Here is a 19,913-nt window from a genome sequence, read left to right as displayed (position 1 = left end):
GGCCGATCGAACCGGCCGATCGAACCGACTGATCGGGCGACGAACTGAGGCGGCTTTTTTGCGGTCGTCCGGTTTCGAAGGGGCTGGAGACGCTCGACGGAACGCGGCGGCGACGCGCCGGGACGGATTGCATCGGAACGAGCCCGAACGGCCGCGACGGCCGCGGGTCGGCAGTTACTTTCATCCGCCGGCCGAACGCCGAGACATGAACCACGAGCGCTCACGGGAGCTGTACGACCGCGCGCTGTCGGTCTCGCCCGGCGGGGTCAACTCCTCCGTCCGCGCGACGATGCCACATCCCTTCTTCGTCGAACGCGGGGACGGCGGCCACGTGATCGACGCCGACGGCAACCGGTACGTCGACTGGGTGATGGGGTACGGGCCGCTCCTGTACGGCCACGACCTCCCGGACCCGGTCGAGTCGGCGGTCCAGTCGCACGCGGCGGCGGGGCCGATGTACGGCGCGCCCACGGAGGTCGAAGTCGAACACGCCGAGTTCGTGGCCCGGCACGTCCCGAGCGTCGAGTCGATCCGGTTCGTCAACTCCGGGACGGAGGCGACCGTCTCCGCGGTGCGACTGGCGCGAGGGCACACCGACCGCGACAAGATCGTCGTGATGCAGGGCGGGTACCACGGCGCACAGGAGTCGACGCTCGTCGAAGGGTCGCCGGGGGACGCCCACCCCTCCACGGCGGGGATTCCGGCGGAGTTCGCGAAACACACGCTCCCGATCCCGTTCAACGATCCGCAGGCCGCAAAAGAGGTGTTCGCCGAACACGGGGACGACATCGCCGCGGTGCTCGTGGAGCCGATCTTGGCGAACACCGGGATCGTGATGCCCGTCGACGGCTACCACGAGACGCTCCGAGACCTGTGTGATGACCACGGCGCACTGTTGGTCTTCGACGAGGTGATCACCGGGTTCCGCGTCGGCGGCCTCGGCTGCGCGCAGTCGAAGTTCGGCGTCACGCCCGACGTCACCACCTTCGGGAAGATCATCGGCGGGGGGTTCCCCGTCGGCGCGATCGGGGGGAAAGCGGAGGTGATCGAGGGGTTCACGCCCGCCGGCGACGTGTTCCAGTCCGGCACCTTCTCCGGTCATCCCGTGACGATGGCCGCGGGCAAGGCCACGCTGGAGTACGCCGCCGAGAACGACGTGTACGAGCACGTCAACCGCCTCGGGCGGAAGCTCCGCGAGGGGATAGCCGAGATCTGCGCCGAGCGCGCGCCCGAGTACACGGTCGTCGGCACCGACTCGATGTTCAAGACGATATTCACCCGCGAGGCCACCGACGACTCCAGCGACCGCTGTGCCGGCGGGTGCCGGCAGGACCCGGACTGCGGGCGGTACGACGCCTGCCCGAAGACCGGCGCGGACGTGGCGGCCGCGGAGACCGACCGCTGGGAGCGGGTGTTCTGGCAGGAGATGAAAGACCGCGGCGTGTTCCTCACCGCCAACCAGTTCGAGTGCCAGTTCACCTCCTACGCGCACACGGAGGCAGACGTCGAAAAGACGCTGGACGCGTACCGCGAAGCGATCTGATCGGTCTCGTTCCGTTCGTTCCGATCGTATCGTACCGACTGCGGCGCTTTTGACTGTCTGCCGTTCTATATAAACACCCGTGATAACGAGCCACACACCAGAAGTATAACCGTCCCCGTGTGGCGATTTCGCACGGCGCCAGCAAAAGGTTTATATAGAATCACAAACAATCAAGGGCTGTAATGTCACAGCGCCAGCGGATGGGCAATCAGCCCATGATTGTACTTTCCGAGGAGTCGCAGCGCACCTCCGGAAAGGACGCCCAGAACATGAACATCACGGCCGGCAAGGCGGTCGCGGAGTCCGTCCGCACCACGCTCGGCCCGAAAGGGATGGACAAGATGCTCGTCGACTCCGGCGGGTCCGTCGTCGTCACGAACGACGGCGTCACCATCCTCAAAGAGATGGACATCGACCACCCGGCGGCCAACATGATCGTCGAGGTGAGCGAGACGCAGGAGGAGGAGGTCGGAGACGGGACCACCTCCGCCGTCGTCGTCGCCGGTGAACTCCTCGATCAGGCCGAGGAGCTTCTCGACCAGGACATCCACGCGACCACGCTCGCACAGGGATACCGTCAGGCCGCAGAGAAGGCCAAGGAGATCCTCGACGAGGAGGCCATCGACGTCTCCGAGGACGACTACGACACGCTCGTCGAGATCGCCCAGACCGCGATGACGGGCAAGGGCGCGGAGAACTCCAAGGACCTGCTCGCCGAGCTCGTCGTCGACGCCGTGCTCGCGGTCGCCGACGACGACGACATCGACACGGAGAACGTCTCCGTCGAGAAGGTCGTCGGTAGCTCGATCGACCAGTCCGAGCTCGTCGAGGGCGTCATCGTCGACAAGGAGCGCGTCGACGAGAACATGCCCTTCGCGGTCGAGGACGCCGACGTCGCGCTGTACGACGGCGCTATCGAAGTGAAGGAGACGGAGATCGACGCCGAGGTCAACGTCACCGACCCCGACCAGCTCCAGCAGTTCCTCGACCAGGAGGAAGAACAGCTCCGCGAGATGGTCGACCACCTCGTCGACATCGGCGCTGACGTCGTCTTCGTCGGCGACGGCATCGACGACATGGCCCAGCACTACCTCGCACAGGAGGGCATCCTGGCGGTCCGCCGCGCGAAATCCGGCGACCTCAAACGGCTCGCCCGCGCGACGGGCGGCCGCGTCGTCTCCAACCTCGACGACATCGAGTCGGACGACCTCGGCTTCGCCGGCTCCGTCGCCCAGAAGGACATCGGCGGCGACGAGCGCATCTTCGTCGAGGACGTCGAAGAAGCGAAGTCCGTCACCCTCATCCTCCGCGGCGGCACCGAGCACGTCGTCGACGAGGTCGAGCGCGCCATCGAGGACTCGCTCGGCGTCGTCCGCACCACGCTTCTCGACGGGCAGGTCCTGCCCGGCGGCGGTGCGCCCGAGGCCGAGCTGGCCCTCCAGCTCCGCGACTTCGCCGACTCCGTCGGCGGCCGGGAGCAGCTCGCGGTCGAAGCGTTCGCCGACGCGCTGGAAGTCGTTCCGCGCACGCTCGCCGAGAACGCGGGTCTCGACCCCATCGACTCGCTCGTCGACCTCCGCGCCCGCCACGACGGCGGCGAGTTCGGCGCGGGTCTCGACGCCTACACGGGCGACGTGATCGACATGGAGGCCGAGGGCGTCGTGGAGCCGCTCCGCGTCAAGACCCAGGCCATCGAGTCCGCCACCGAGGCGGCCGTCATGATCCTCCGCATCGACGACGTCATCGCGGCCGGCGACCTCAAGGGCGGCGGCTCCGACGACGACGGCGACGAGGGCGGCCCCGGCGGCGCGCCCGGCGGCATGGGCGGCATGGGCGGCATGGGCGGCATGGGCGGCGCGATGTGAAGTTCGGCGAGAGCTCACACCCACCCTGACTCCGACCGCAGCCGTTCCGCCGAACCGTCTTCCGACCGACCGTCGCGCCCACTGCGGGCTCCGACGACACGCGATTTTTATCGACGACGCGACGACCGCGCAGCCGCCGGCTCGTCGTTCGGCGGACGAGCGGCCGGTTCACTATTAGGCGATAACATCGGTGTAACCACCCGACACGGGTGTTCGCGAGTCGTTAAGTGGCGTCCGCGCCTCCGATCGATCCACGAGACGGGTCCGCCGTGGGCGGCGCGGCGCGGTCCGTTCGATTTCGAATCACAATGTCACAACAGAAAGCGGACTACGCGGACGACACCGAGATCGACGAGACGCTCGACCGGCCTGCCGACGAGGAGACGGTCGAGGCCACGGTAGAGAGCCTCGAAGAGCGCGGCTTCGACGTGGTCGTCGTCGACGACGCCGAGGAGGCGCTCGACGCGGTCACGGAGCAGATCCCCGCGGGCGCGTCGGTGATGAACGGGCACTCGACGACGCTCGAAGAGATCGGCTTCGACGAGTTCCTCAGCGAGGGAGACCACGAGTGGGAGAGTCTCCCCGACGAGATCTGGAGCATCGACGACGACGCCGAGCGACAGGCCGCACGGCGCGAGTCGCAGACGGCCGATTACTTCCTCGGCGGGATCAACGCGATCGCCGAGACGGGCGAGCTGGTCGCAGCCGATCTCTCCGGCAGCCGGATCGGCGCGTATCCCTTCGCCGCCGGCAACGTGGTCATCGTCAGCGGCACGAACAAGATCGTCCCGACGCTCTCGGACGCGTTCGACCGGCTGGAGTCGGTCGCGTACCCGCTGGAGAACGAGCGCGCTCAGGAGGCGTACGGCGTCGAGTCGGCGATCGCCAAACAGCTCGTCTACCGCCGCGAGACGGAGGAGGGCCGGACGACGGTCGTCCTCGTGCGCGAGCAGCTCGGCTACTAGCTGCGGCGTCCCAGCGCGCTACTGCGGCGCGTTGAAGCTCACGTCGTCGTCGAGCTCGTTCGACATCCGTTCGAGGTACGAGTACACCGCGCCGTGCGGCGCGCCGTCGAGAAGCATCCCGACCGCCCGGCGGACGACCTCCAGTTCCTCCGGCTGGCCGACCGCGCCGACGGTAGAGCCGTAGACGACGACGTTCGCGCCGGACAGCTCTTCGAGTAGCTCCCGCGTCCGGCCGTTCTCACCGATGATCCGACCCTTCTTCCGCTGGAGGTCGTTGTCGTTGCGGGTGTGCTCGGACAGGTCGATCAGGTCGAGCGTGCGGAGGTCGTGGTCGAGGATCGAAAGCGCCGTTTCCGGCTTGAAGCCGCGGCCGATGGCCTTGATCACGTCGGGTGCCACCATCGCGGCGACGGGGTCGTCCCGCTCCTCGATGGCGACGCTCCCCGACTCCGAGTCGACGTCGAGCCGCACGTTCGCCCGCTCCTCTATCTCCCGCATCGTCTCGCCGCCAGCGCCGATGACGACGCCGATCCGGTCCTGCGGAACCGTCACGTGTTGCATGCGGATCGCTACCCGGCGAAGCCTTTTAAACGTGTTCCGAGAGCGACGGTGTGGGTGCTGATACCGGACGCGTGCGGCCGGCTACCGTGGGTTCTCTTCTTCCCGTGCGGGTCGGTCACACTGACCATGACACCGAGCGGTCGGCGACTCGGTACCCCTGAGCAGCGAAGACTGCCTCGACGTACCGCTCCGCGACCAGCGCCTGCGGAACCGACCGCAGGTCGAACCGCCTGTCGGTCGTCATCTCCGCGTCGACGACCGTCCCGGAGTCGGCCTCGCGCACCGACACGTGGTAGGTGCCCCACGGCCGCCCGCCGGCCGTGGCACTCACTTCGAGCGTGTCGACCGCGTCGCTCCCGTTCGTGGCCGCTCCAGTGTCGACTCCGGCCGATCCGATGCCGTTCGCAGCGTCCAGCGACCGGACCACGAGGGACATCGACACCGACCGCAGACCGAACAGGTAGGAGAGCTCGTAGGTCGCGCGGGTCGGCGAGCCTCCGACGGAGTCGCGTCCGTCGTCGCTCGCGCCGACCCCGCTGCCGGGATCGACCTCGTCCGCGACCGCCCACTGGAAGGCGAGTATCGGTGGAGTGGCGCTCCGGAACGCGGCGACGACCGCCGTCGGTTCGGCGTCGGTGATCAGTCGAGTGTGCCCGCTTCGGGACACGAGCGGGACGCGGGCGATGGCGACGATACCGACCGCGACCGCGGCGGCCGGGAGGAGCGAGAGCGTGTCGATCGCCGCCAGAACGACGGCGACGGCGAGGAGAGCGACGAGCCAACTGGCGGCGCGTTCGGCCCGGTGGTATCGGCGGGCGGCCGACTCGATCGCGTCGCTCGCCGGCGAGGGACCGGTGGTGGAGGGCATGGGTGCGCATCGATCGGGAGCCAAATCAGTGTGTCCGTTCGCCCGATCACTCGGCCCGTTCGTCCGACTCCTCGGGTCACCCCTACTCCGGCGAGCCGCTCGGGTCGGGCTCCGGTTCGGTCACGTACGCGCGGAGGTCGTCCGGGTCGACGTCGATCCCCTGTCGGGTGAAGAAGGCAGCCACGTTCTCGCAGTCGCGCTCTAAGAACTCGCCGGCGTTCGGGTGGTGAACCGTCACCGCCTGTCCCATGTCGATGACCACCAGCTCGCCCTCGTGAATGATCATGTTGTACTCGGAGAGGTCGCCGTGGATCAGGCCGGCGCGGTAGAGCCGTCGCATGTACTCGCGGACGACCTCGTAGGCGGTCTCGGGGTTCTCGACGTCGACCTCGCTCAGTCGACGCGCGCGGTCGTCGGCGTGACCGACGAGCTCCATCACGAGGACGTTCCGCTGGACCGCGATCGGCTCGGGGACCCGCACGCCCGCCGTGCGGGCGCGTTCGAGGTTGGCGAACTCCTTGCGAGTCCACGCGAGCACGACCGCCTTCTTGTCGTTCGCGATCCCCTCGAACCGAGGGTCGCCCTCCAGATACTCGCGCATTTGTCTGAAGTTCGAGGAGTTGATTCGGTACACCTTCACGGCGACCTCCCGCTCCGGATGGACGCCCTCCGGGCCGCCGCCGGCCGCGGCCGAGCCCGGCTCCGGTCGCTCGCCGGCCTGCCCGCCGAGCGCCTCGAAGACGCTCGCCTCCTTGCCGGTCGACACCGGGCCGCCGAAGGCATCGACGTAGCCGTCCTGTACGAGCTTGTAGACGGCCGCGAGCGTCGCGTCGTCGAACACCGACTCCTGCAGTTTGAACTGCTCCGTGTCCTTGATCCGCTTGCGGAACTCGTCGAACTCGCGGTCCTGCCGGCGCGCGATCCGGTCGGCCTCGGTGTCGGAGACGTCGAGCTGTTCCCACTCGTCGCCGGGGTCGTCAGCGGGCTCCAACAGGCCGAAATCGCTCATTCGGGTGGACGTTCGACATCGCGAGGGATAAGCGAGAGGGTCCGGATCGAACCGCCATCGGTATCGCGTCGACCGCGCCACAGAGGCGTCACAACACGTCGAGCGCGTCGTCGACCGGCATGTGTCCGTCTCGGACGGCCTCCAAGACCGCCCGGCGCTCTTCGGTCTCTGGGTCCGAACCGTCCTCGCCGTCGCCTCCGCCGCCGACCTCGTCGAGCGTCACCTTCCGCGTCTCGCCGGCGAACTCGGCGAAGTCCGTCCCGTCCGCGAGCGCCGTCTCCTTTTTCACGCGATACGAGCCCGCGTCCGTGGTGTACAGGTCGCCGGGATGGAAAAAGTACCAGTCCTCGCGGTCGAACCGGACCGCGATCCGCGCCTTCGCACCGAAGTTGCGGGCGAAAAACAGCAGCGCCTCGACCTCTTCGCCGGTGAGGTAAATCGGGTCGCCCGCGCTCGATTTCGCCTCGATCGCGTAGAACGTCTCGCCGTCGCCGGCGAGCACGTCCGGCAGCTCCCGCTCCGTCGACGAGCCGCTGGCCGGCGCGCGCATCACGGCGAACCCGGCGTCGTCCAGCGCGTTCACCAGCTCTCGCTCGCGGCGGTCGCCCTTCCGGTTAGCAGCCACGGTCGTCGTCACCCGATTCGGTCATGGACGCCGTAGGCGCGAGGCGCTCAAAAGGGCGACGGGTCGCGGAGCCCGCGCGGCGGACGCCGCCGTCCTCACCCCCGCATCCGCTCCGCGTGTTCGAGTACGACCCGACCCAGTCGCTCGGTGCGCCGGCGGAGGTCGTCGTCGGTGATCCGCGGGTGGTCATGCGGGTCTCCGCCCGTCGCGACCTTCGAGGAGGCGCGCTCTATCCCCACCTCGTCGGGAACCGTCCAGGCGTGGACGTTCCGGAACGTCGACCGGAGGTGTTCGAGCGTCCCGCCGTAGGAGCCGCCGCCGGCGGTCGCGAGCAGTCCGACCGCGGTGTTGGCGTACTCGTCGGAGCCGCAGAAGTCGTGGAAGTTCTTGAACGTCGACGAGTAGGATCCGCGGTAGACGGGAGTGCCCGCGAGCACGCCGTCGGCCTCGCGCACGCGCCGCGTGAGCGCCTCGCTGTCGCCTTGGGCGTCCTCGTCCGGGTGATATAGCGGGAGGTCGACCGCGCCGAGGTCGATCAGGTCCGTCTCCGCTCCGGCGTCGCCCGCGGCGTCGAGGGCGACACGGAGGGCGGCTCGCGTCGTGCTCCCCTCCCGTCGGCTCCCGGAGATGGCGACGATTCGAGTCATGTGGCGGCTTCGGACCGCCGCGATAAAACGGGAGCGTTCGCCGTCCGGACGACACCGGGCCTTATTGTTCCCGCCTACGACGTGACGGACATGGATCAGATTGCCTTCGGCACGGACGGATGGCGGGCCACGCTGGACGTCTTCACAGACGAGCGCGTGCGGATCGTCGGGCAGGCGGTCGCAGACCACCTGAAAGCGGCGGGTCACGACGAGCCGGTCGCGGTCGGCTACGACGCGCGAGAAACCTCCGAAGGGTTCGCCGAGAGCCTCGCGGAAGTGCTCGCCGGCAACGGCTTCGACGTGTTGTTGCCCGAACGCGACGTACCCACCCCGGTCATCGCCCACGCCATCGTCGACCGGGGGCTGGCGGGCGCGTGCATGGTCACCGCCTCGCATAACCCGCCCGAGTACAACGGGGTGAAGTTCATTCCGCACGACGGCGCGCCCGCGCTTCCGGACGTGACCGAGGACGTGGTCGATCGGCTCGCGGAGCCGGAGCTGCTCCCCGAGGCCGAGCGCGGCGAGGTCTCGCGCGTCGATCTCGTGAGCAGCCACGCGGAGGCGGCTCGCGCGGTCGTCGGGAACGTCGCGGCGGGCACGGGTGCCGGGGGGCCCGGAGGCGGCGTCGATCTCTCCGGACTCACGGTCGCGTACGACGGCATGCACGGGAGCGGTCGGGGGGTCACGGATGCGCTCCTCGAATCCGCCGGCGCCGAGGTGGTCAGGCTGCGCTGTGACCGCGACGTGACGTTCGGCGGCGACTCCCCCGAGCCCTCCGCGGAACACCTCGGCGAGCTGGCAGACCGCGTCACGGACCCGGAGAGCGACATCGATCTCGGCGTCGCCAACGACGGCGACGCGGACCGTATCGCGGTCGTCACCCCCGACCGCGGCGTGCTCGACGCCAACCTGTTTTACGCCGCCTGCTACGACCGGCTGCTCGAAACCGACGCCGGCCCGGCGGTCCGCACCGTCTCGACGACGTTCCTCGTCGACCGGATCGCGGAGGCGCACGGCGAGGAGGTGTACGAGACGCCGGTCGGTTTCAAGTGGGTCGCCGAAGCGATGGGCGACCACGACGCGCTGTTCGGCGGCGAGGAGTCCGGCGGGTTCACCCTTCGGGGACACGTCCGGGAGAAGGACGGCGTGTTGATGGCGCTCCTCGCCGCGAGCGCACACGCCGCGGAGCCGTTCGACGACCGGGTCGACCGGCTGCTCGACGAACACGGTCACATCGCCGCCGGGAAGGTGTCGCTCGACTGCCCCGACGAGAGGAAGGAGGCGGTCCTCGACGACCTCGAAGACCACATCCCCGAGGCGGTGTGCGGCTCCCCGGTCGCGAAGGTGGTCACCCTCGACGGGTTCAAGCTCCTCTTAGAGAACGGGTCGTGGCTGCTCGTCCGGCCCTCGGGAACCGAACCGAAGCTCCGCGTGTACGCAGAGGCCGACTCGGACGCGGCGGTCGACGATCTGCTCGACGAGGGACGCGATATCGTCGAGCCGCTGATCTAGGAGCCGGACGGGGCGGTCGGGTCGACCCAAGGGTATTTTCGGCCCGGTGCGAAGAGGGGGGAGTATGCAGCTTCTTTCTGACCCGACACGACGGCGCTGGGTGGCCTGGGGGTCGCTCGTCGGGGTGTTCTTACTCGTCAACGTCCACCGGCTGTCGACGGCCGTGCTGTCCGAACGGTTGATTTCGGCGTTTGGAGTGACGGCGGCCCAGTTGGGGACGCTTCACGCCTCGTTTTTCGTCATCTACGCGGCCGTCCAGATCCCGACGGGAATGCTGGCCGATCGGTACGGTGCACGGTTCGTCGGAACGGCGGGGGCCGTCACCCTCAGCGGCGGTGCGATCGGATTCGCCCTCAGCGGCGGATACCGCTCGGCGTTCCTCTTTCGAGCGGTGATCGGGTTCGGAAGCGGGGTCGTCTTCATCTCCACGATCAGGTTCTGCGCGAACTGGTTTCGGGCCGACGAGTTCGGAACGATGACGGGACTGACCGCCGGGACCGCGGGGCTCGGCGCGATCGTCGCGACGACGCCGCTGGCGTATCTCATCCGGTGGTTCGGTTGGCGGTCGACGATCCTCGCGTTCGCGGGCTTCGGGCTCGTCGCGGCAGGGTGCGTCTGGCTGTTCGTTCGTCGATCGCCGGCCGCGGCCGGGCTCGATCCGATCGATAACGTCCCCGAGCGGCCCGCGGTGACGTTCGGCGAAACCGTCAGCCACGTGCGGACGCTGCTCGCCGACCCCGACCAGTGGCTCCTCTCCGCGGTCTTCTTCTGTTCCATGGGAACGATCCTGACTGTGATCGGGCTCTGGGGCGTACCGTACCTGGTCGTCGTCCACGGGCTCCCGGTCACGACCGCGTCGTACTACACGCTGGTCGGGGCCGTTGGGATGCTGATCGGCGGGCCGACGGTCGGGTGGATCTCCGACAGAATCGGACGCCGATTGGCACCGATGATCGCCGGACTCGGACTCTTCGCGGCCGCACTCGGGGTGATCCCGATCTTCGGTGCGCCGCCGCTGCCGGTGATCGCGGTCGTCTACTTCGTGATCGGGTTCAGTCTCGGGGTCACGATGCTCTCGCTACCGGTGATAAAAGAACAGTACCCGGCCGGGGCCAGCGGTGTCGCAACGGCGACCGTCAACGGGGCGGGATTCTTCGGTGGGGCCGCACTGCCGCCGCTGATGGGTGCCGTCCTCGACCGGTACCGGACCGAAGACGTCGTGGCGGGCGCGGTCGCGTACACAGATTTCGGCTACCGGGTCGCGTTCTCGGTCACGACCGTCGCCGTCGTGGTCGCCATCTGCTGTGCCGTCTGGTTCGCGCGCAGACGGCGGCCGTGAGTCGCACGGCCGTTTCACCGACGTCGGCGGGACCCACAGTCGGCGTCCTCGCGTTCGATGCGGCGCGGCCCGGGTCGCTCCGAGCGGGCGTCTCACTCACCGCCGATCCGGCCGCTCCAGCGACATCCGCCCGGCGGGGCGATGCCGCTCCGATCGGGTGCCTTTTTAGGTGATACCGCCCTAGCCGAACGTATATGTTCAAGGCCATCGTGGGCGCGTCGACGTTTCAGGACGCGCTCGACTCGGTGAGCGTGTTGGTCGACGAGTGCAAGATCCGCCTGAACGAGGAGGAACTCTCGATCCGGGCGGTCGATCCCGCCAACGTCGGGATGGTCGATCTCACTCTCGAAGCCGCCGCGTTCGAGTCCTACGAGGCCGACGGCGGCGTTATCGGCGTCAACCTCGCCCGCCTCGAAGACATCGCCGGCATGGCCAACTCCGGCGACCTGATCCACCTCGAACTCGACGAGGAGACCCGGAAACTCCACATCGAGATCGACGGACTGAGTTACACCCTCGCGCTCATCGACCCCGACTCGATCCGCCAGGAGCCGGACATCCCCGACCTCGATCTCGCCGCCGAGATCGTCGTCGAGGGCGCACAGATCGGCCGGGGGATCACGGCCGCCGACATGGTCTCCGACCACATCCGACTCCGCGTCGACGAGAGCGACGAGGCCTTCTACATCGAGGCGGAGGGCGACACCGACGACGTCGACTTGGAACTCACCCGCGAGGACCTCATCGCACTCACCGCCGGTCCCGCGGACTCGCTTTTCAGCCTGGACTATCTCAAAGACATGAACAAGGCGATCCCCTCCGACGCCGAGGTCACCGTCGAACTCGGCGAGGAGTTCCCCGTCAAACTTCACTACGGCTTCGCCGAGGGGCTCGGCAACGTGACGTTCATGCTCGCACCGCGGATCCAGAGCGACTGAGCCGGCCGAACGGTTCGTCACCGCGCCGTCCGACCGCCTCGCGAACTCGACCGAGACCCACACACTCCCGTGACAGACCACTACGTGTACGTTATCGAGTGTGCCGACGGGACCCTTTATACCGGATACACCACCGACGTCGAGCGACGCGTCGCCGAACACGACGCCGGCGAGGGAGCGAAGTACACCCGCGGGCGGACGCCGGTGACGCTACGACACGTCGAGTCGTTCGACTCGAAGTCGGCGGCGATGTCGAGGGAACACGCGATCAAGTCGCTCACGCGCCCGGAGAAAGACCGACTGATCGAGACGTAACCGGAGACGGACACCTGATCGAAACGGGGACGCAGCCGGACGCCGGCCGGTCCGATCACTCCACCAAGCGTTCTATCTCCGTGACGAGGATGCCGCTCGCGCCGACCTCCTTGAGCTCCGAGATCGTCGCGAACACGTCGCGCTCCTCGACGACGGCGTGGACGGCCACCATCCCGTTGCCGTTCTCGTCGGCCTCCACGTTCATCACGGTCGGGCCGCCCAGCCCGGGGATCACGTCTTTCACCTCGTCGAGACGCGATTTCGGCGCGTTCATCATCAGGTAGCGGCGGCCGTCGGCGGCGAGCACGGACTCGAAGGCCGTCCGCACCTGCTCGACTTTGGGGTCGTCCGCGACGTCGGCGCGGGCGAACAGCCGCACGGACGAGGCGAGCACCTCGTCGATCACGGCGAGGCGGTTCACCTGCAGCGTCGTCCCCGTCGAGGTGATGTCGACGATGGCGTCGGCCATGTCGACGTGGGGAGTCAGTTCCGTCGCGCCCGTGACCGTGACCACGTCGGCGTCGATTCCCTTCCGATCGAGGTACTCCCGGGTGACCGTCGGGAACTCGGTGGCGATCGTCGCGCCCGCCAGATCCTCGACGGCCGTGACGTCACCGTCCTCCGGCGCGGCGAGCACTAAGCGACAGGAGCCGTACCCCAGATCGAGGAGGTCGACGAGGTCGTCGTCGCTGGCCCCCCCGGGGTCGTCGGCGACCCCGCCGGACTCCGCGGCCTGATCGAGGCCGGTGACGCCGAGGTCGGCCGCGCCGTCGCGAACGTACTCGGGGATGTCGGCCGCGCGTGCGTAAAGCACCGTCACTTCGGGGTCGACCGTGTCAGCGTACAGCTGGCGGTCCGCGGTCTCTTCGACGTGGAGGCCGGCGCGTTCGAGAAGCGAGAGCGTCGGCTCGTGTAAGCGGCCCTTGTTGGGGACGGCGATGCGCATACCCGACGACTCGCGGGGCGCGCGGGAAACGTTTTCGTCCGGGCGAGCGCGGTCGGCGGTGAGCAGCGGGTTCGTTCGAACTCACCCCGCCGACGATTTCTCGGCTCGCGGAGTGCTCGCCGCGAGAAGTACGGGCCGGGAGGGATCCACGCGAGCGAAGCGAGCGTGGGTCAGTCGCATCCAACGGATGCGACGAGATTCGAACCACGGTCACTCCGCTTCGCTCCGTTCCCTGCTTCGAATCCCTCACCGAGACCTGTCGCTCGCGATATGCTCGCGACAGGACACGGGCCGGGAGGGATTCGAACCCCCGACCGTCCGGTTAAAAGCCGGACGCTCTCCCTAACTGAGCTACCGGCCCAGACGGACGCGACTACGAGCACACCACGGATAAACGTTTAGAAACGCGCTACGGCGACCGGGACGCGCCGTCCGCGTCGAAGTAGTCGTCGAGCGCTGCCCCGACGATGTCGCCGGGGTCGCGGCTCTCGTTCGAGGCGCGCCGCCGGAGTTCGACGTAGGTGTCGAGCGGGAGGTCGACGCCGACGTGCCCGAGCTGCACGCCCGTCTCGCGGACCGCGCTCTCGACGTCGCTGCCGTCGTTGACCGCCGAGGCGATGGATCGGACCTCCCGGACCGTCAGGTCGCCGTCGATGGTCGCCCACGCCAGCAGGTAGCGGTCCGTGCCGCCGAGCCGCGCGATGTGTTTGGCCGCGCTCGGCGCTATCTGCCCGCTCGCGACCTGCCGGCGAATGGCCTGCGGGAGGTCGTGGACGCGCGCCCACTTGCGGATGAACGCCACGCTCACGTCGTCGCCGGCGCGCTCGGCCGCCGTCTTGTACGACCCGACGCCGCGGACGAGCGCCGCGCACGCGGCCGCGCCGCGAAGCATCAACACGTGGTCGTCGTCGCCGACGTCGCCGGACGCGAAGCGCGCCACCGTCTCGGCTGCCTCGGAAACGCTCTCGGGGTCGTCCGGGTCGAAGCCGACCGCCTCGGCGGCGCGCTCGCCCGTGACGGCCGGGTCCGACCGGACGACCGGCTCGCCGACGGGCGAGCGACGGTCCGCGCGTGAGTCCTCGGTCATGTCGTATTCGTTCGCGGCCGCCTACATAAGCGGCCGGCACTCGGGCAGGTTTCGCTCCCGACTAGGACACGGGAGCCGCGGCGTCCGTGCCGCCCGGGTCGCGACTCTCAGTCGGCCAGCTCGAAGGCGATCTCGACTTCGGCCTGATACTCTCTGTCGACCGCCTCCTGTAACTCGACGCCGAACTCCTGTACCTCCGCCCAGTAGACGTTTTCGAGCGTGTCCTCGGCGCGGTCGATCGCGTCGTCGGCCGCGGCCTCGAAGCTCTCCTCGCTCGTACCGATCATCGTGATCTTCTTAAATACCATGTCACGTGTTGGTTCGGAACACGGGGATTTGAATGTATCCCCGGCTACGGTCGGTGAGGACTAGGCAGACGAGAAAGACCGGCCGGCCGCAGTCGGCGGGGACTGACCGCTCGGAGTCGACGGGAACTAACTGCCTGCAGTCGGCGGGACCCGAACGGTCGACGCGGCTACGGACTGCCCGGCGCGCCTTCCATCACCGCGAAGTCCGCGCCGTCGTCCTCGATGCCGATGACCGCCCAGTCGTACGGCGGCTTCTTCGAGACGAGTCGGTCCCGGAGGTCGCCCGCGTTCTCGCGCCAGGTGACGAAACACCGCAGCCGAGGAGTGTCGCCTCCGTCTGCGAGATACGGGTCGAGGTCGTCGTCGAGACACAACACCGTCACGAGGACGCGCCGCCACTTCCGCTCTGCGACGAACTCGCGCCCGTCTTCTCCGACGGTGTATCCGAGTTCACGAAAGACGTCTCTGGCCTCCGTCGTCGGTGGGATGCTCGCAGGGGCCATCTATCTCGACGTTGGCCGCCATCCGTGATAAAGTTTCTCACGATTCTGGTGCGGCGCGAGCACGCGTCCTTCGTGGGACGTGGCGGGCGCTCGGCGGGTCACTCGTGGGCCGCGTCCCACTCGTCGGGCTTCTTGATGTTCCCGCAGTCGGTACACTGGATCCGGCCCATCGTGTCCATCGCGGTGTCGAAGGAGTCGCAGTTGCCACACCGGAACCCCCAGCGCGACGATCCGTCGGCGTCTTCGAACACGACGTAGAAGGGGCCGTCCGCGCCGCGTTCGGCCAGCGTCCGGTCGGTGTACACGCGCTCACCGTCGGTGGTCGTCGAGGCGTCGAGACTCATACGACCCGGTACCGTCCGGACGGGCATAAAAACGCGACTCGGAGACAGACGCGCGGTAGATCGAGCTATCGCGAGCGTCGAGCGCGGGATCGGTGGGAAGAGTCGGTCACGTCCGGAACGATTCGCCGCAGCCGCACTCGGAGACGACGTTCGGGTTCTCGACCTCGAATCCGGCTGCCTGAAGGCCGTGTTCGTAATCGAGCGTGCTTCCGCCGATGTAGTTCTGGCTCGCGGGGTCGACGAACACGCGGAGCCCGTGGTGTTCGACGACGAGGTCGTCGGCCTCCGGCTCCGTGTCGAAACGCATCCCGTAGGAGAGGCCCGCACAGCCGCCTTGCTGGACGAACAGCCGCAGTCCGGCTTCGTCGGTGTCGAGGCCTTCGCCCTCTAGGAGAGAGAGGGCCTCCGACGCGGCGTCGGGGGTCACCTCGATCGCCGGCTCGCTCCCGCCGCCGTCTGTGTCGGCCGTCTCGGTACTCATGGTCGCTCGTTTCGTCTGCGCGGTCAAAACCCTGCCGGCGAGTCCGCGGCCGGCGTGACCCTGAGTGGTTACATCGACGCGACGGCCCGGTGACTCGGGTGTTCCGCGTCGCCCGGACAGCCGCAACGTGGGCGGGGTCAGCGCGGGAGCGGCCGCGGCCGTCAGACCTACCTCGCTCGACGACGACCGCCAAGGCGTGACCGATCCACACGCCGACACCGCAGACGCCACAGACGGAGAGTCCGGAGACAGCGACTCGGCCGCCCGCGACGCCACAGACGCGCCATCGGAGCCGGAATCGCCCCCGGAGTCCGACGCCGCGGCCGTCGGAGGCGTCGGCGACGGGGACGCGATCGATCCGGAGACCGTGATGTCGCGGCTCATCGAGATCGACGCGCTGGCCGAAGACGAAGAGACGGTCGGACTCACGGAGTCGTTCCGCGAGGCGCTCGATGCGCGGATCGGGTCGCTCCGGGACGAGGACGATAAGAGCCTCGCCGAGCGGGCGGCCGCGATCTCCGGGGAGGGCGTCACTGGATACGCTCACGACGGGCGGATCATGCTCGCCGGAGCGCCCGGCGTGTGGCTCCCCCGAGCGATAGCGCTCGCCGAGGTCGCGGCCGCGTCGGAGCTTCGCGAGCGGGGCGTCGGCGACGCGCTCTCCCGTGAGGCGGCCCGTCCCATCCGGATGCTTCTCGACACCTGTCCCGTCTGTGACGGACCGATAGCGGAGACGACGCTCGGGCAGTGCCTCGACGATCCGAACGGCGACCCGGACCTGTCCGTCCGCGCCTGTACCGACTGCGACGCGATCCTCTTCGGCGACCAGCGCTGACGCGCTAGCGACCGCGAGCGAGAACAGGTGAACGCGATGCGCTCTCAGGGCGCGTTGATCAGCGGGGGGAGGTCGCGGAGGCTCGCGATCTCGGCGGCGGGCTCGACGGCGAGGTCGACGTCCGCGTTGTGGTCGCGGCGAAGGAAGACGGCGTCGAGGCCGGCGCGTTCGGCCGCGATGACGTCGGTCGCGCGGTCCCCGACGTAGAGTCCGGAAGCGGCGTCGAGCGCGTCGAGCGCCTCGTTGAGGTAGTGCGGGTCCGGCTTCCGTCGGCGGAATCCCTCCGGACCGAGGTCCCGACCGCGGGCGAAGGCGAACGCGTCGAGCCGGAAGTGGTCGACGACGAACGACACCGTCGGATCGTAGTTGTTGCTCACGAGCCCGACCGGAGCGCGGTCGACCAGTTCGTCGAGCGCGTCGACGTCGGGACAGAGTCGCCGCGTGCCGGCGGCCAGCCGTTCGACGGAGCGGGTCGCGCTGCGCTCCTCGCGCGCGCTGAAGAACGCGGCCGGATCGACACCGAGCGTCTCGCAGGCGGCTCGGAAGTCGTCGTCGTAGGCGTTTCGCGCCAGCGTCGAGCACACGTCGTCGCTCGCGTCCAGGTCTCGGTCCGCGAGCACGTCGTCCACCGCGCGGGCGTGGACCACCTCGTCGGTTCCCCAGCCGTCGAGGATCACGCCGTCCATGTCGAAGAGGAGCGCCTCGGAGCCGGACGCGTCGAGAGGCGTCATCGCACCATCCTCCGTGCGGACGCCGATATCGCCTCGCTCGCGAGGACGACCCCCAGGACGACGATCAGGATGGTCGCGACTGACTGCCAGGCGAAGGCGTTGACCGCGCGGAACAGCTGGACGCCGATGCCGCCGGCACCGACGAACCCGAGGATGGTCGAGTCTCGGACGTTGATCTCCCACCGATAGACGCTGAGCCCGACGAGCGCCGGCTTGACCTGCGGGAGGATGCCGTAGAGGAGCACCTGCACCGAGGAGGCGCCCGCGGCGCGGACCGCCTCGACCTGTCCGAAGTCGATCTCCTCTATCTCCTCGCCGAGCAGCTTCCCGAGGAAGCCGACCGACCGGAACGCGATGGCGACGGCACCGGCGAGGGGGCCGCTGCCGAACACGACGACGAAGATCAGCGCCCAGACGATCGTGTTCACCGACCGGCTCACGGTCACGATCAGCTTTCCGAGCCAGTAGGTCGCGGCGTTGGGCGTGGTGTTTTCGGCCGCGAGCAGCGCGACCGGAATCGCGAGCACGAGCGCGCCTGCGGTGCCGAGCGCGGCGATGTGGACCGTCTCGATCAGCGGCTCCACGATCTCCGGGGCGTACGCCACGTCCGGCGGATACATCCGCGTGAGGAGGTCGCGGATCTCCCGGGGAACGGTCTCGACGTTCGTGATCCCCGTGTCGAGGTACCGCCACGAGGCAGCGAAGACGACGAACGCGCCGAGCAGGCCGAGGAACCGGCCGATCCGTCGGCGGCGGTCGAACCGGTCCCACGACCGAGCGGCGTCGATTCCGGACATCACTGGTACCTCCGTCTGACCACCGCGCTCACGCCCTCCGCGACGAGCACGACGGCGATGATCGCGATCAGGATGGCGGTGACGTACTGGTAGGCGTACCGGTTGAACGCGGTGAGAAGCACCGAGCCGATCCCGCCCGCGCCGACGATGCCGACGATGGTCGAGGTCCGGATGTTGATGTCCCAGCGGTAGACGCTGAGCCCCGCGAACCGCGGGATTATCTGGGGAACGACGCCGTAGACGAGGGTCTGGATCGGTGACGCGCCCGTCGCCCGCACTGCGTCGACGCTCCCCATGTCGATGTCCTCTAAGTCCTCCGCGAGCAGCTTCGCGAAGAAGCCGACCGTCTTGAACGTGATCGTGATGACGCCGGCCAGCGGGCCGAGACCGACCGCCTTCACGACGAGGATTGCGACGATGATCGCGTTGAGCGCGCGCGACAGCGAGATGAACCCGCGGTTCAGGTAGTACAGCGGCTTCGGCGAGAGGTTCTCGGCGGCCATGAACGCGACGGGGACGCTTATCGCGATCCCGGTGACCGTCGACACCATCGCCATCGCGACGCTCTCGACCATCTTGTCGGCGATCCGCCGGGCCTGCCGCGGCGTCGCCTCCGGCGGGAAGAAGTCGCCGAGCAGCGTCAGGCCCCGCCCCAGCCCGCTCGCGATCCGGGACGGGTCCGCGCCGACGCCCCACGCCGACCAGAGGAAGAACGCAGCGAGCCCGAGGTAGGCGGCCCACGTGAACTCCCGGCGGCGGAACGCCGTGGGGCGTCGCCAGCTGCGCCGTTCGGCCGCCATCTCAGGGCTCACCCGGCCCCGGCCGGTCTGTCGTCCCGCCGTCGGGGGACACGACCCCGTCTGCGGACGCCCGCTCCCCGCCCGGTTCCGACCCGACGGACGAGTCGGACGCGGCCGTTTCGTCCGCCGGCGGCGCGTCCGATTCGGGCGGGTCGCCGCCGCGGTACACGCGGTCGAGCGCCCCGTCGTGAAGGTCGTCCGGCGGGCCGTCGAAGACGACCTCGCCGTCGTGGAGGCCGACGATCCGGTCCGCGTACTCGGTCGCGAGGTCGACCTCGTGGATGTTGATCAACACGGGGATCTCCCGCTCGGCCGCGATCTCGGTGAGCAGCCGCATCACCGTGTTCGACGTCTCCGGGTCGAGGCTGGAGGTCGGCTCGTCGACGAGGAGGATCGTCGGCTGCTGGACGACCGCGCGGGCGATGCCGACGCGCTGGCGCTGCCCGCCGGACAGCTCGTCGACGCGCTTGTCCTCCATCTCGCCGAGCCCGACTCGCTCCAGAATCTCGTAGGCGCGCTCGACGTCGTCGGGCGGGAACGAGCGCCGGAACGCCTGCCAGCCCGAGACGTATCCGAGCCGTCCCGTGAGCACGTTCTCCATCACGGTGAGCCGCTCGACCAAGTTGTACTCCTGAAATATCATCCCGATGTCGCGGCGCGCCTCGCGGAGGCCGTCGTCGTCGAGTCCGGTCAGGTCGGTGCCGTCGAGTTCGATCGACCCCTCGGTCGGCTCCGTGAGGCGGTTGATACACCTGATGAACGTGCTCTTTCCCGCGCCGCTCGGACCGATCATCGCCGTCGTCTCGCTGCCCCCGACCGAGACGTCGACTCCCTTCAGCGCCTCGTCGCCGGTCGGGTAGACCTTCCGGAGGCCGGTTACGTCGAGCGTCATCG

Annotated in this window: 23 protein-coding genes and 1 tRNA gene; 8 read left to right on the top strand and 16 right to left on the bottom strand. The window is 68.8% G+C overall.

Annotated elements, in window-relative coordinates; translation table 11 throughout:
- Positions 1-205: 205 nt before the first annotated feature.
- The 3 genes from hemL to NO930_RS00330 all read left to right on the top strand — a co-directional run bounded on the left by hemL (position 206) and on the right by NO930_RS00330 (position 4,373).
- Positions 206-1,543, top strand: coding sequence for a glutamate-1-semialdehyde 2,1-aminomutase (hemL, locus tag NO930_RS00340; RefSeq protein ID WP_256402127.1), 1,338 nt, complete (start codon positions 206-208; stop codon positions 1,541-1,543).
- A 215-nt stretch (positions 1,544-1,758) separates the two neighbouring features.
- Entirely contained in the window at positions 1,759-3,408 is a 1,650-nt protein-coding gene (thsA, locus tag NO930_RS00335; RefSeq protein ID WP_256402796.1) for a thermosome subunit alpha, read from the top strand.
- A 308-nt stretch (positions 3,409-3,716) separates the two neighbouring features.
- Complete coding sequence (locus NO930_RS00330) at positions 3,717-4,373, top strand: lactate utilization protein (protein WP_137783109.1); 657 nt, start codon at positions 3,717-3,719, stop codon at positions 4,371-4,373.
- 18 nt (positions 4,374-4,391) lie between these two features.
- Here NO930_RS00330 and NO930_RS00325 read toward each other — a convergent pair whose 3' ends face one another.
- From NO930_RS00325 to NO930_RS00305, 5 genes are all read right to left on the bottom strand, one after another.
- Positions 4,392-4,934: a KH domain-containing protein gene (locus NO930_RS00325; RefSeq protein ID WP_092561759.1), complete on the bottom strand. Its 543-nt coding sequence runs from the start codon at positions 4,932-4,934 to the stop codon at positions 4,392-4,394.
- Between the two features lie 115 nt (positions 4,935-5,049).
- Entirely contained in the window at positions 5,050-5,802 is a 753-nt protein-coding gene (locus NO930_RS00320) for a hypothetical protein (protein WP_137783110.1), read from the bottom strand.
- A gap of 82 nt (positions 5,803-5,884) precedes the next feature.
- Positions 5,885-6,811, bottom strand: a complete 927-nt coding sequence (gene rio1 / locus NO930_RS00315; RefSeq protein ID WP_256402126.1) for a serine/threonine-protein kinase Rio1 — start codon at positions 6,809-6,811, stop codon at positions 5,885-5,887.
- An 88-nt stretch (positions 6,812-6,899) separates the two neighbouring features.
- The gene (hjc, locus tag NO930_RS00310; protein ID WP_137783112.1) at positions 6,900-7,448 is read right to left on the bottom strand and encodes a Holliday junction resolvase Hjc; all 549 of its coding nucleotides are present in this window, start codon (positions 7,446-7,448) and stop codon (positions 6,900-6,902) included.
- Positions 7,449-7,531: 83 nt separating this feature from the next.
- On the bottom strand, positions 7,532-8,083 hold the full coding sequence (locus NO930_RS00305) for an NADPH-dependent FMN reductase (protein ID WP_256402125.1): 552 nt from the start codon (positions 8,081-8,083) through the stop codon (positions 7,532-7,534).
- A gap of 90 nt (positions 8,084-8,173) precedes the next feature.
- Between NO930_RS00305 and NO930_RS00300 the strand changes: the two genes are divergently transcribed.
- The 4 genes from NO930_RS00300 (at position 8,174) to NO930_RS00285 (ending at position 12,187) form a co-directional block, all read left to right on the top strand.
- The gene (locus tag NO930_RS00300; RefSeq protein ID WP_256402124.1) at positions 8,174-9,595 is read left to right on the top strand and encodes a phosphohexomutase domain-containing protein; all 1,422 of its coding nucleotides are present in this window, start codon (positions 8,174-8,176) and stop codon (positions 9,593-9,595) included.
- A gap of 64 nt (positions 9,596-9,659) precedes the next feature.
- Entirely contained in the window at positions 9,660-10,934 is a 1,275-nt protein-coding gene (locus NO930_RS00295; protein ID WP_137783115.1) for an MFS transporter, read from the top strand.
- Between the two features lie 194 nt (positions 10,935-11,128).
- Entirely contained in the window at positions 11,129-11,872 is a 744-nt protein-coding gene (locus NO930_RS00290; RefSeq protein WP_256402123.1) for a DNA polymerase sliding clamp, read from the top strand.
- Positions 11,873-11,941: 69 nt separating this feature from the next.
- Complete coding sequence (locus NO930_RS00285) at positions 11,942-12,187, top strand: GIY-YIG nuclease family protein (RefSeq protein ID WP_256402122.1); 246 nt, start codon at positions 11,942-11,944, stop codon at positions 12,185-12,187.
- A 55-nt stretch (positions 12,188-12,242) separates the two neighbouring features.
- Here the strand turns inward: NO930_RS00285 and hisG are convergent, their stop codons facing one another.
- The 7 genes from hisG to NO930_RS00250 form a co-directional block, all read right to left on the bottom strand.
- Positions 12,243-13,133: an ATP phosphoribosyltransferase gene (gene hisG / locus NO930_RS00280; protein WP_256402121.1), complete on the bottom strand. Its 891-nt coding sequence runs from the start codon at positions 13,131-13,133 to the stop codon at positions 12,243-12,245.
- Between the two features lie 287 nt (positions 13,134-13,420).
- Positions 13,421-13,494, bottom strand: a tRNA-Lys gene (locus NO930_RS00275).
- 48 nt (positions 13,495-13,542) lie between these two features.
- Positions 13,543-14,220 (bottom strand): DUF7119 family protein, encoded by a 678-nt coding sequence (locus tag NO930_RS00270; protein ID WP_137783437.1) that lies wholly within the window; start codon positions 14,218-14,220, stop codon positions 13,543-13,545.
- Between the two features lie 107 nt (positions 14,221-14,327).
- Positions 14,328-14,528, bottom strand: a complete 201-nt coding sequence (locus tag NO930_RS00265) for a dodecin (RefSeq protein ID WP_137783436.1) — start codon at positions 14,526-14,528, stop codon at positions 14,328-14,330.
- Between the two features lie 167 nt (positions 14,529-14,695).
- Positions 14,696-15,031, bottom strand: coding sequence for a DUF7116 family protein (locus tag NO930_RS00260; protein ID WP_137783435.1), 336 nt, complete (start codon positions 15,029-15,031; stop codon positions 14,696-14,698).
- Positions 15,032-15,129: 98 nt separating this feature from the next.
- Positions 15,130-15,375, bottom strand: coding sequence for a DUF5816 domain-containing protein (locus tag NO930_RS00255; RefSeq protein WP_137783434.1), 246 nt, complete (start codon positions 15,373-15,375; stop codon positions 15,130-15,132).
- 106 nt (positions 15,376-15,481) lie between these two features.
- A complete protein-coding gene (locus tag NO930_RS00250) occupies positions 15,482-15,856 on the bottom strand; it encodes a HesB/IscA family protein (RefSeq protein ID WP_049983979.1) in 375 nt (124 codons plus the stop codon).
- Positions 15,857-15,983: 127 nt separating this feature from the next.
- Between NO930_RS00250 and NO930_RS00245 the strand changes: the two genes are divergently transcribed.
- Complete coding sequence (locus tag NO930_RS00245; protein WP_137783433.1) at positions 15,984-16,691, top strand: DUF8054 domain-containing protein; 708 nt, start codon at positions 15,984-15,986, stop codon at positions 16,689-16,691.
- A 44-nt stretch (positions 16,692-16,735) separates the two neighbouring features.
- Here NO930_RS00245 and NO930_RS00240 read toward each other — a convergent pair whose 3' ends face one another.
- The 4 genes from NO930_RS00240 to phnC are packed head-to-tail and all read right to left on the bottom strand — an operon-like array spanning position 16,736 to position 19,911.
- A complete protein-coding gene (locus NO930_RS00240) occupies positions 16,736-17,422 on the bottom strand; it encodes an HAD family hydrolase (protein WP_137783432.1) in 687 nt (228 codons plus the stop codon).
- A complete protein-coding gene (gene phnE, locus NO930_RS00235) occupies positions 17,419-18,219 on the bottom strand; it encodes a phosphonate ABC transporter, permease protein PhnE (protein ID WP_137783431.1) in 801 nt (266 codons plus the stop codon). The genes NO930_RS00240 and phnE (NO930_RS00235) overlap by 4 nt, the downstream gene beginning before the upstream one ends.
- Complete coding sequence (phnE, locus tag NO930_RS00230) at positions 18,219-19,019, bottom strand: phosphonate ABC transporter, permease protein PhnE (RefSeq protein ID WP_137783430.1); 801 nt, start codon at positions 19,017-19,019, stop codon at positions 18,219-18,221. The genes phnE (NO930_RS00235) and phnE (NO930_RS00230) overlap by 1 nt, the downstream gene beginning before the upstream one ends.
- 1 nt (position 19,020) lies before the next feature.
- Positions 19,021-19,911, bottom strand: coding sequence for a phosphonate ABC transporter ATP-binding protein (gene phnC / locus NO930_RS00225; RefSeq protein ID WP_256402120.1), 891 nt, complete (start codon positions 19,909-19,911; stop codon positions 19,021-19,023).
- Positions 19,912-19,913: the final 2 nt, after the last annotated feature.

It is taken from the genome of Halorubrum salinum, assembly GCF_024494575.1.
GTDB classification, from domain to species: Archaea; Halobacteriota; Halobacteria; order Halobacteriales; family Haloferacaceae; genus Halorubrum; species Halorubrum salinum.
The sequence above is the reverse complement of the archived record's forward strand: the minus strand, read 5'-3'. Positions and strand labels throughout refer to the sequence as shown.

Bases quoted from the DNA above. Each gene is read 5' to 3' on its own strand.
- NO930_RS00255 (WP_137783434.1), bottom strand. From the start codon at position 15,375: ATGAGTCTCGACGCCTCGACGACCACCGACGGTGAGCGCGTGTACACC.
- hemL (WP_256402127.1), top strand. From the start codon at position 206: ATGAACCACGAGCGCTCACGGGAGCTGTACGACCGCGCGCTGTCGGTC.
- NO930_RS00300 (WP_256402124.1), top strand. From the start codon at position 8,174: ATGGATCAGATTGCCTTCGGCACGGACGGATGGCGGGCCACGCTGGAC.
- NO930_RS00305 (WP_256402125.1), bottom strand. From the start codon at position 8,083: ATGACTCGAATCGTCGCCATCTCCGGGAGCCGACGGGAGGGGAGCACG.
- NO930_RS00250 (WP_049983979.1), bottom strand. From the start codon at position 15,856: ATGAGTACCGAGACGGCCGACACAGACGGCGGCGGGAGCGAGCCGGCG.
- NO930_RS00325 (WP_092561759.1), bottom strand. From the start codon at position 4,934: ATGCAACACGTGACGGTTCCGCAGGACCGGATCGGCGTCGTCATCGGC.
- NO930_RS00295 (WP_137783115.1), top strand. From the start codon at position 9,660: ATGCAGCTTCTTTCTGACCCGACACGACGGCGCTGGGTGGCCTGGGGG.
- NO930_RS00270 (WP_137783437.1), bottom strand. From the start codon at position 14,220: ATGACCGAGGACTCACGCGCGGACCGTCGCTCGCCCGTCGGCGAGCCG.
- phnE (WP_137783431.1), bottom strand. From the start codon at position 18,219: ATGTCCGGAATCGACGCCGCTCGGTCGTGGGACCGGTTCGACCGCCGC.
- NO930_RS00290 (WP_256402123.1), top strand. From the start codon at position 11,129: ATGTTCAAGGCCATCGTGGGCGCGTCGACGTTTCAGGACGCGCTCGAC.
- NO930_RS00260 (WP_137783435.1), bottom strand. From the start codon at position 15,031: ATGGCCCCTGCGAGCATCCCACCGACGACGGAGGCCAGAGACGTCTTT.
- NO930_RS00330 (WP_137783109.1), top strand. From the start codon at position 3,717: ATGTCACAACAGAAAGCGGACTACGCGGACGACACCGAGATCGACGAG.
- NO930_RS00265 (WP_137783436.1), bottom strand. From the start codon at position 14,528: ATGGTATTTAAGAAGATCACGATGATCGGTACGAGCGAGGAGAGCTTC.
- NO930_RS00320 (WP_137783110.1), bottom strand. From the start codon at position 5,802: ATGCCCTCCACCACCGGTCCCTCGCCGGCGAGCGACGCGATCGAGTCG.
- phnC (WP_256402120.1), bottom strand. From the start codon at position 19,911: ATGACGCTCGACGTAACCGGCCTCCGGAAGGTCTACCCGACCGGCGAC.
- NO930_RS00240 (WP_137783432.1), bottom strand. From the start codon at position 17,422: ATGACGCCTCTCGACGCGTCCGGCTCCGAGGCGCTCCTCTTCGACATG.
- rio1 (WP_256402126.1), bottom strand. From the start codon at position 6,811: ATGAGCGATTTCGGCCTGTTGGAGCCCGCTGACGACCCCGGCGACGAG.
- phnE (WP_137783430.1), bottom strand. From the start codon at position 19,019: ATGGCGGCCGAACGGCGCAGCTGGCGACGCCCCACGGCGTTCCGCCGC.
- hisG (WP_256402121.1), bottom strand. From the start codon at position 13,133: ATGCGCATCGCCGTCCCCAACAAGGGCCGCTTACACGAGCCGACGCTC.
- thsA (WP_256402796.1), top strand. From the start codon at position 1,759: ATGATTGTACTTTCCGAGGAGTCGCAGCGCACCTCCGGAAAGGACGCC.